6 protein-coding genes are annotated in these 8,941 nt (G+C 72.5%); 4 read left to right on the plus strand and 2 right to left on the minus strand.

Annotated elements, in window-relative coordinates:
• The first annotated feature begins 72 nt into the window (after positions 1 to 72).
• The 4 genes from V1L54_RS22680 (at position 73) to V1L54_RS22695 (ending at position 5,115) form a co-directional block, all read left to right on the plus strand.
• Positions 73 to 1,062, plus strand: coding sequence for a carbohydrate ABC transporter permease (locus V1L54_RS22680; protein WP_330119930.1), 990 nt, complete (start codon positions 73 to 75; stop codon positions 1,060 to 1,062).
• Between the two features lie 3 nt (positions 1,063 to 1,065).
• Positions 1,066 to 1,929, plus strand: a complete 864-nt coding sequence (locus tag V1L54_RS22685; protein ID WP_330119931.1) for a carbohydrate ABC transporter permease — start codon at positions 1,066 to 1,068, stop codon at positions 1,927 to 1,929.
• 58 nt (positions 1,930 to 1,987) lie between these two features.
• The gene (yicI, locus tag V1L54_RS22690; RefSeq protein ID WP_330119932.1) at positions 1,988 to 4,321 is read left to right on the plus strand and encodes an alpha-xylosidase; all 2,334 of its coding nucleotides are present in this window, start codon (positions 1,988 to 1,990) and stop codon (positions 4,319 to 4,321) included.
• A gap of 86 nt (positions 4,322 to 4,407) precedes the next feature.
• The gene (locus V1L54_RS22695; protein ID WP_330119933.1) at positions 4,408 to 5,115 is read left to right on the plus strand and encodes a MerR family transcriptional regulator; all 708 of its coding nucleotides are present in this window, start codon (positions 4,408 to 4,410) and stop codon (positions 5,113 to 5,115) included.
• A 236-nt stretch (positions 5,116 to 5,351) separates the two neighbouring features.
• On the opposite strand, the gene V1L54_RS22700 is transcribed toward V1L54_RS22695, so the two are convergent.
• A complete protein-coding gene (locus V1L54_RS22700; protein WP_330119934.1) occupies positions 5,352 to 7,535 on the minus strand; it encodes a 3-hydroxyacyl-CoA dehydrogenase NAD-binding domain-containing protein in 2,184 nt (727 codons plus the stop codon).
• A gap of 65 nt (positions 7,536 to 7,600) precedes the next feature.
• Positions 7,601 to 8,827, minus strand: coding sequence for an acetyl-CoA C-acetyltransferase (locus V1L54_RS22705; RefSeq protein WP_330119935.1), 1,227 nt, complete (start codon positions 8,825 to 8,827; stop codon positions 7,601 to 7,603).
• Between the last annotated feature and the right edge of the window lie 114 nt (positions 8,828 to 8,941).

Raw genomic sequence — 8,941 nt, forward strand, 5'->3', positions numbered from 1 at the left:
CCCCCTCGAACGGCCCGCGGGACGGTGGGCGCGGACGCCCACCGTCCCGCGGGCCGCCGGAAAGGCTCCAGCATGACATCCCCGACCGACACGGCACCGGTCCCGGCGGTGCCCGGAAAGCGCCGGCCGCCGGACCGGCCGCCGCTCGGGCGTACGGGACGCCGTCGCCGCGGTGACGGCGTCCCGTACGCGCTCTTCCTCGTCCCCAGCGCCCTGGGCTTCCTCGCCGTCGTCGCCGTCCCGTTCCTGATGAACATCGGCATCAGCCTCACCCGGTGGCAGGGGGTGGGCACCCCCGAGTGGGCCGGCCTGGAGAACTACCGCACCCTCCTGTCCGACACCGTGTTCTGGGACTCCTTCCGGCACAACGTGGCACTGATCGTCGCGATGGCGGTCGTCCCACTCCTCATCGGGCTGGTGCTCTCCGCCGTCCTGTTCGACGTGGTGGCCAAGAGGTTCGGGCCGCGCGTCTCCAGTGTGCTGCGCGCCTGCTTCTACCTGCCGCAGGTGCTGCCCATCGTCGTCGCGGGCATCGTCTGGAGCTGGATCCTGGCCCCCGAGGAGGGGGCGCTGAACGCCCTCCTGGAGTCGGCCGGGCTGGGTTCGCTCCGGCAGGACTGGCTGGGCGACCCGCAGTTCGCGCTGTACAGCGTGATGGGGATCATGGTCTGGGTGCAGATCGGGTTCCCGCTCGTCGTCTTCATGGCCGGTCTGCAGCGCGTCGACCCCTCGCTGTACGAGGCGGCGGAGCTGGACGGGGCCTCGTGGTGGCAGCGGTTCTGGCACGTGACGATCCCGCAGATCCGGGCCGAGATCTCCGTCGTACTGCTGTGGTGCACCATCGCGGCGCTGAAGGTCTTCGGGCCCATCTACGTCCTCACCCGGGGCGGCCCGGGAGGGTCCACCAACGTCCCGTCGTACTTCTCCTACCAGAACTTCTTCGAGAAGACGCAGGTCGGCTACGGAGCGGCGATCGCCACCGTGCTCACCGTCATCATCCTGCTGCTGACCGTCGTCTTCCTGCGCGTCCAGACCGCGAACGACACCGAGGGGCGGGGCTGATCCATGGCCACCATCACCACCGAGACGCGCCGGGTGCCACTGCGCCGCCGGGACCCGGGCCGGTACGCCCTGCTGGTCGCGCTCGGCCTGCTGGCCGTGATGATGCTGCTCCCCTTCGGCATCGTCACCATGAACGCGCTCAAGACTCCCGCCGAGTACTCGGCGGGCGGCCCGCTCGCCCTGCCGCAGGGATTCCACCTCGACGGCCTCGTCACCTTCTGGGAGCGGGTCGACTTCGGCCAGAAGCTGTTCAACAGCGCCCTCATCAGCGGCTCCGTGGCCGTGATCGCGGTGCTCCTGTCACTGTTCAACGCCTACGCGCTGGGCATCGGCAGGGTCCGGGGCCGCGTCACCCTCCTGGTGGTGTTCCTGATGGCGAACACGCTGCCGCAGGAGGCCCTGGTGTACCCGCTGTTCCACCTGTCCAAGCAGGTGGGCCTGTACGACACCCGGCTCAGCGTGATCATCGTGTTCTCGGTGATCCAGAGCGCCTTCGGCACCTACCTGCTCTCCTCGGTGCTCGCCTCCTTCCCCAGGGAGGTCGTCGAGGCGGCGAAGGTGGACGGCGCGAACAAGTGGCAGGTGCTGTGGCGGGTGGTCGTCCCGATGAGCAGACCGACGCTGGGCGTGCTGATGGTCTTCTTCTTCATCTGGACCTGGAACGAGTTCTTCCTCCCCCTGGTGATGCTGATCTCGAACGACAACCAGACGGTGTCGGTCGCGCTCGGCGTGCTCCAGGGCCAGCGGATGATGGACGCGACCATGACCAACGCCTCGGCGCTGCTGGGCGTCCTGCCCGCCGTGGTCTTCTTCCTGCTCTTCCAGCGCACCCTGACCCGCGGCATCGCGGCCGGCGCCGTCAAGTGACCCCCGCGTCCCCACTCCCCTCCCCCGGTACCACAGCGGAACGGAATCCCGAGACGACATGAAGTTCACCGACGGCTACTGGATGCTGCGCGAAGGCGTCCGGGCCGCCTACCCCGCCGAGGTGCTCGACGCGGTGGCCGGCCCGGACCTCCTGGAGATCCACGCGCCGGCCCACCCGATCAGACACCGCGGCGACCTGCTCAAAGGTCCCTCACTGACGATCACCTGCACCGCTCCGCGGCCCGACGTCGTCGGGGTACGGATCACCCACTTCCGGGGCGGTGTCCCGAAGAGCCCCGAGTTCGACGTCGAACGGGACGGTTCGCGGAGCGCCCGGGTCTCGTGCGACGCGCGGGAGGCCACCCTGACCTCCGGCGAGCTCTCCGTCCGGTTCTCCCGCACGGACGGCTGGCGGGTCGAATTCGCCGCGGCCGGGCGCGTGCTCACCGGCAGCGGGTCCAAGGCCATGGCGATCATGGAGACCGCCGACGGCCGCCACTACCTGCGCGAACAGCTGGACCTTCCCGTGGGAGCCCATGTCTACGGGCTCGGCGAGCGGTTCGGTCCGCTGGTGCGCAACGGCCAGACGGTGGACATCTGGAACGCCGACGGCGGCACCTCCAGCGAACAGGCTTACAAGAACGTCCCGTTCTTCCTGACCGACGCGGGCTACGGGGTCTTCGTCAACCACCCGGGCGCGGTCTCCTTCGAGGTGGGGTCGGAGGCGGTGTCGCGGGTGCAGTTCAGCGTGGCGGACCAGTCGCTGGAGTACTTCGTCATCTACGGCCCCACTCCCAAGGAGATCCTGCGCAAGTACACGGCGCTCACCGGGCGCCCCGCCCTGCCGCCCCCGTGGTCCTTCGGCCTGTGGCTCACCACGTCGTTCACCACCTCGTACGACGAGGCGACCGTCACCGGCTTCGTCGAGGGCATGGCCGAACGCGGTCTGCCGCTGTCGGCCTTCCACTTCGACTGCTTCTGGATGCGCGAGCACCACTGGTGCGACTTCCAGTGGGACCCGCGGGTCTTCCCGGACCCGGAGGGCATGCTGCGCCGCCTGCGGGAGCGGGGACTGCGCACCTGTGTGTGGATCAATCCCTACATCGCCCAGCGCTCCCCGCTGTTCGAGGAGGGCCGGGCGGCCGGATACCTGCTGCGCAGGCCGAGCGGCGACGTGTGGCAGTGGGACCTGTGGCAGCCGGGCATGGCCCTGGTGGACTTCACCAACCCCGCGGCACGCGAGTGGTTCGCCGCGAAGCTCCAGGCACTGGTGGAGATGGGTGTGGACAGCTTCAAGACCGACTTCGGCGAGCGGATCCCCACCGACGTCGTCTACTTCGACGGCTCCGATCCGGAGCGCATGCACAACTACTACACCCAGCTGTACAACAGGACCGTCTTCGAGGTGCTGGACAAACAGCACGGCGAGGGGAACGCCGTCCTGTTCGCCCGGTCGGCCACGGCGGGCGGCCAGCGGTTCCCCGTCCACTGGGGCGGGGACTGCGAGTCGACGTACACCGCGATGGCCGAGAGCCTGCGGGGCGGCCTGTCGCTGGGGATGTCCGGATTCGGGTTCTGGAGCCACGACATCGGCGGTTTCGAGGGAAAGCCGGACCCCTCGGTCTTCAAGCGCTGGATCGCCTTCGGGCTGCTGTCCTCGCACAGCCGCCTGCACGGCAGCTCCTCCTACCGGGTGCCGTGGCTGTTCGACGAGGAGTCCGTCACCGTCCTGCGGCTTTTCACCCGGCTCAAGCTGCGGCTCATGCCGTACCTCCACGCGGTGGCGCGTGAGGCGCACAGCGACGGTGTGCCGGTGATGCGCGCCATGGCCGTCGAGTTCCCCGGCGACCCCGCCTGTGCCCATCTGGAGCGGCAGTACATGCTCGGCGGTGACCTGCTGGTCGCCCCGGTCTTCTCCGAGGAGGGGGACGTCTCCTTCTACGTCCCCCAGGGGACCTGGACGCACTTCCTGACCGGTGGGCGGGTGACGGGGCCGCGCTGGGTGCGGGAGCGGCACGGCTTCGACAGCGTCCCGCTGCTGGTGCGGCCCGGCGCGGTGGTCCCGGTGGGCGCGGTGGACGACCGGCCGGACTACGACCACGCCGACGGGGTCACCCTGCGGGTGTACGAGCTGCCGGACGGGGCCGAGGTCACCACCGAGGTCGCCACCGGTCCGGACGGCCGGGCCACGGCCGTTTTCACCGTCTCCCGCGAGGGGGAGGTCCTGCGGGCCGAGGTGCGATCCGCCTCTCCTCCCGCCGACTGGCAGGTGCTGCTCGTGGGCGTCGACGCGGTCTCCGGCGCCGAGGGCTGCACCGCGGAGCGGCACGAGCAGGGGATGCTCCTGCGGAGCCGGGCCGGAGCCCGGCGGCTGACCGCCGTCCTGGGGTGAGGGGGCGGGCCCGCCGGCCCGGAGGGGACCGGCGGGCGACGGGCGATGGATCCGGCGACACCGGTGGGACGGCGATACTGTCCGGCATGGACACGGCTGCCTCCCTGACCGTCGACGAGCTGGCCGCCCGCGCCGGGGTGACCGTCCGCACGGTCCGCTTCTACTCCACCCGGGGGCTGCTGCCGCCGCCCGAGATCGGGCCCCGCCGGGTGGGGCGCTACGGCCCCGGCCATCTGGCCCGGCTGGCGCTGATAGCGGAGCTGCGGCGGCAGGGGATGACGCTGGCGGCCGTCGAACGCCATCTGCGGCGGCTGCCGCCCGGCATCGGCCCGGAGGAGCTGGCCGCCCACCGGGCCCGGGTGGCCTCCTGGGCGCCGGACACCGAACGGGAGACCACCCGGGAGGCGCTGGAGCGTCGGGCCGGGCGGGAGCTGACCGAGGACGACATCGACCGGCTGGCGGTGACGGGGGTCCTCACCCGTACCGGGGACCCGGACGTCTTCCGGGTCGATCCCGGCACCCTGGAGCTGGGGGTGCGGCTGCTGGAGCTGCCCGTCCCGCTGGAGACGCTCCGCGCGGCGCGCTCGGTCGTCCTGGCGCACGGCCGGGCCGCGGCCCGCGAGCTGAGCAGGCTGTTCAAGGAGGAGGTGTGGGATCCCTACCGGCGGCAGGAGGAGGACCCGGAACGGGTGGAGACCGTGCGGGAGCTGTCGGCCCACATGCAGCCGCTGGTGACCGCCTTCCAGCGGTCGATGCGCGAGGAGCTGCGGGCCGCCTTCCCCGACGAGGGGTGAGGCCGGGAGGACGGCCCGGGCCGCCCGGGGACGGGGCCCGCGGCTCCCGGCGCCGGAGGCCGGAGGCCGGACGGCGGGGACGTCCGCCCTCCGGCCGTCCGGCGCACCGGACGTGTCAGGCGTGTCGGGCGTCCCCGCCTCGCCGCCCGGGGCGGGCGGGCCGTTCACCGGGCCGGCTCGCCCGGGGTGCCGGGCGCGGCCGCCCGGCACCCGTGACGGCCCGGCCGTTCACCGGGTCACCTGGAATCGGTGAAGGTCTCGCCCCTGGCCGCCTTCTCCAGCAGCGGCTCCGGCGGCGCGAACCGGTCGCCGTAGCGCTCGGCGAGCTCGCGGGCCCGGGCGACGAAGCCGGGCAGGCCCCCCGGATAGCCGTTGACGTACTGCAGGACGCCGCCGGTCCAGCCGGGGAAGCCGATGCCCAGGACCGAGCCGATGTTGGCGTCGGCGACCGAGGTCAGCACGCCCTCCTCCAGACAGCGGACGGAGTCCAGTGCCTCGGCGAAGAGCATCCGCTCCTTCATGTCCTCGAAGGGGATGTCGGTGCCGGGCCGGGTGAAGTGCTCCCGCAGCCCGGGCCACAGGCCCGCGCGCTTCCCGTCCGGGCCGTAGTCGTAGAAGCCCGCGCCGCCGCCGCGGCCGGTGCGGCCGAACTCGTCGATCATCCGGTCGAGGACGGTGTCGGCCGGGTGCGGCTCCCAGGTGCCGCCCGCGGCCTCGACCGCGCGCCGGGTCTCCTCGCGGATCCGGCGCGGCAGGGTGAGGGTCAGTTCGTCCACCAGGGCCAGCACCTTCGCCGGGTAGCCGGCCTGGGCGGCGGCCTGTTCCACCGAGGCGGGCTCGACACCCTCGGCGACCAGCGCCATGCCCTCGTTGATGAACCTGCCGATCACCCGGGAGGTGAAGAAGCCCCGGGAGTCGCGCACCACGATCGGGGTCTTGCCGAGCTGCCGCACCAGGTCGAAGGCGCGGGCCACCGCCTCGTCGCCGGTCTTCCCGCCCCGGACGATCTCCACCAGCGGCATCTTCTCGACCGGCGAGAAGAAGTGCAGTCCGATGAAGTCCCGCTGCCTGCGCACGCCCTCGGCCAGGGTGGTGATGGGGATGGTGGAGGTGTTGGAGCACAGCAGGGCGTCGGGCGCCACGGCGTTCTCGGTCTCGGCGAGGACCTTGTGCTTGAGGGCGGTGTCCTCGAAGACCGCCTCGATCACCGCGTCGCAGCCGGCGAGCGCGGCCGTCCCGGCGGTGGGGGTGATGCGGGCCAGCAGCGCGTCGCGCTTCTCGGGCGTGGTGCGGCCCTTGGCGAGCGCCGCCTCCAGCAGGGCGGCGGAGTGCGCCTTGCCCTTCTCGGCGGCCTCCGCCGTCACGTCCTTCAGGACGACCTCGATCCCGGCCTCGGCGCAGGCGTACGCGATGCCCGCGCCCATCATGCCCGCGCCGAGCACCGCAACCTTCGACACCTTCCGCGGTTCGATCCCCTCGGGACGGCTGCGTCCGGAGTTGACCGCCTGGAGATCGAAGAAGAACGCCTGGATCATGTTCTTGGCCGTCTGGCCGGTGGCCAGCGAGGTGAAGTAGCGGGACTCGATCACCTGGGCGGTGTCGAAGTCGACCTGGGCGCCCTCGACGGCGGCGGCCAGGATGTCGCGCTGGGCCGGGTAGGGGGCGCCGCCGAGCTGCTTGGCCAGGCTGGCGGGGAACGCCGGGAGGTCCGCGGCGAACCTCGGGTGCGCGGGGGTGCCGCCGGGGATCTCGTACCCCTTCACGTCCCAGGGCTGGACGGACTCCGGATGGGCGTCGACGAACGCCCGCGCCGCCGCGTGCATCTCCTCGGGGGTGTCCACGACCTCGTGGACCAGTCCCTTGTCCAGCGCGGCGCGGGGGGCGTACCGCTGCCCGGAGAGCAGTACGTTCAGCAGGGCGTCGGCGATGCCCAGCAGCCGCACGGTGCGCACCACTCCCCCGCCGCCGGGCAGCAGGCCGAGGGTGGCCTCGGGCAGACCGATGCGGGAGCCGGGGGCGTCGAGCGCGACGCGGTGGTGGCAGGCCAGGGCGATCTCCAGGCCGCCGCCGAGCGCGGCGCCGTTGAGCGCGGCGACGACGGGGACGCCCAGGGTCTCGACGCGGCGCAGGTTCCGCTTGACGGCCATGCCGCGCTCGAACAGCTCCTGCGCCTGCTCGGGGCGGACGGCGAGCAGGTCGTGCAGGTCGCCGCCGGCGAAGAAGGTCTTCTTGGCGGAGGTGACGATCACACCGCGGACGGTGTCCCTCTCCTTCTCCAGCCGGTCGGCGACGGCCGCCAGCGAGGCGGCGAACGCGGCGTTCATGGTGTTGGCGGACTGGTCCGGGTCGTCCAGGGTGAGGGTGACGACACCGGTGTCGTCCTGCTCCCAGCGGATGGTGGACGGGGCGGGGGCTGCCATGGCGGTTACTCGGTCTCCGTTGCGTGTCGCGGGTCGCTGTGTCCGGGGGGTGGGGCCGCCGTGGCTCACAGCCGCTCGACGACGGTGGCGATGCCCATGCCGCCGCCGACGCACAGGGTGGCCAGGCCGTAGCGCTTGTCCTGGCGCTCGAGTTCGTCGACGAGGGTGCCCAGGATCATCGCGCCGGTGGCGCCCAGCGGGTGCCCCAGGGCGATGGCGCCGCCGTTGACGTTGACCTTGTCCAGCGGCAGGCCCATGTCCTTGACGAAGCGCAGCACGACGGCCGCGAACGCCTCGTTGATCTCCACCAGGTCGATGTCGTCGATCGTCAGGCCCGCCCTGGCGAGTGCCTTGCGGGAGGCGGGGGCCGGTCCGGTGAGCATGATGGTCGGCTCGGAGCCGGAGACGGCGGCGGAGACGATCCGGGCCCGCGGGGTGAGCCCGTACCGCTCCCCCACCTCGCGGCTGCCGATCGCCACCAGCGCGGCGCCGTCCACGATGCCGGAGGAGTTGCCCGCGTGGTGGACGTGGTCGATCTTCTCCACCCAGTGGTACTTCTGCAGCGCCACCGCGTCGAAGCCGCCCGCCTCGCCGATCGCGGCGAAGGACGGCTTGAGGGCGGCCAGGGATTCGGCGGTGGTGCCGGGGCGCGGGTGCTCGTCGCGGTCGAGGACGGTCAGGCCGGCGCGGTCGGTGACGGGGACGACCGATCGGTCGAAGCGGCCCTCCTTCCACGCCTGCGCGGCGCGCTCCTGGGACAGCGCGGCGTACTCGTCCACGTCGCGGCGGGAGAAGCCCTCGATGGTGGCGATCAGGTCGGCGCCGATGCCCTGCGGGACGAAGGAGGTCTCGTAGGCGGTCATCGGGTCCATGGCCCAGGCACCGCCGTCGGAGCCCATCGGCACCCGGGACATCGACTCCACCCCGCCCGCCAGGACGAGGTCCTCCCAGCCGGAGCGGATCTTGGCGGCGGCCAGGTTGACGGCCTCCAGGCCGGAGGCGCAGAAGCGGTTCTCCTGGACGCCCGCCACCGACTCCGGCAGTCCGGCGGCGGTGGCGGCGGTGCGGGCGATGTCGGCGCCCTGGTCGCCGACCGGGGTGACGACGCCCAGCACGATGTCGTCGATCGCGGCCGGGTCCAGTCCGGGGAAGCGGCGGCGCAGCTCGTGGATCAGGCCGACGACCAGGTCGATCGGCTTGGTCCCGTACAGGGCGCCGCCGGCCTTGCCGCGTCCGCGCGGGGTGCGGATGGCGTCGTAGAGGTACGCGTCGTTGCTCGCGTCACGGGTCACGGTATCGGAGCCTTTCGGAAGCCTTCGGGAGGGTGGGACGGGGCGGCTGGTCGGGGGGGGGGGGGGGGGGCCGGGCGGGGGGGGGGCGGGGGGGGGGGGGGGGGGGGGGGGGGG

This window comes from Streptomyces rubellus (genome assembly GCF_036323805.1).
GTDB lineage: Bacteria > Actinomycetota > Actinomycetes > Streptomycetales > Streptomycetaceae > Streptomyces.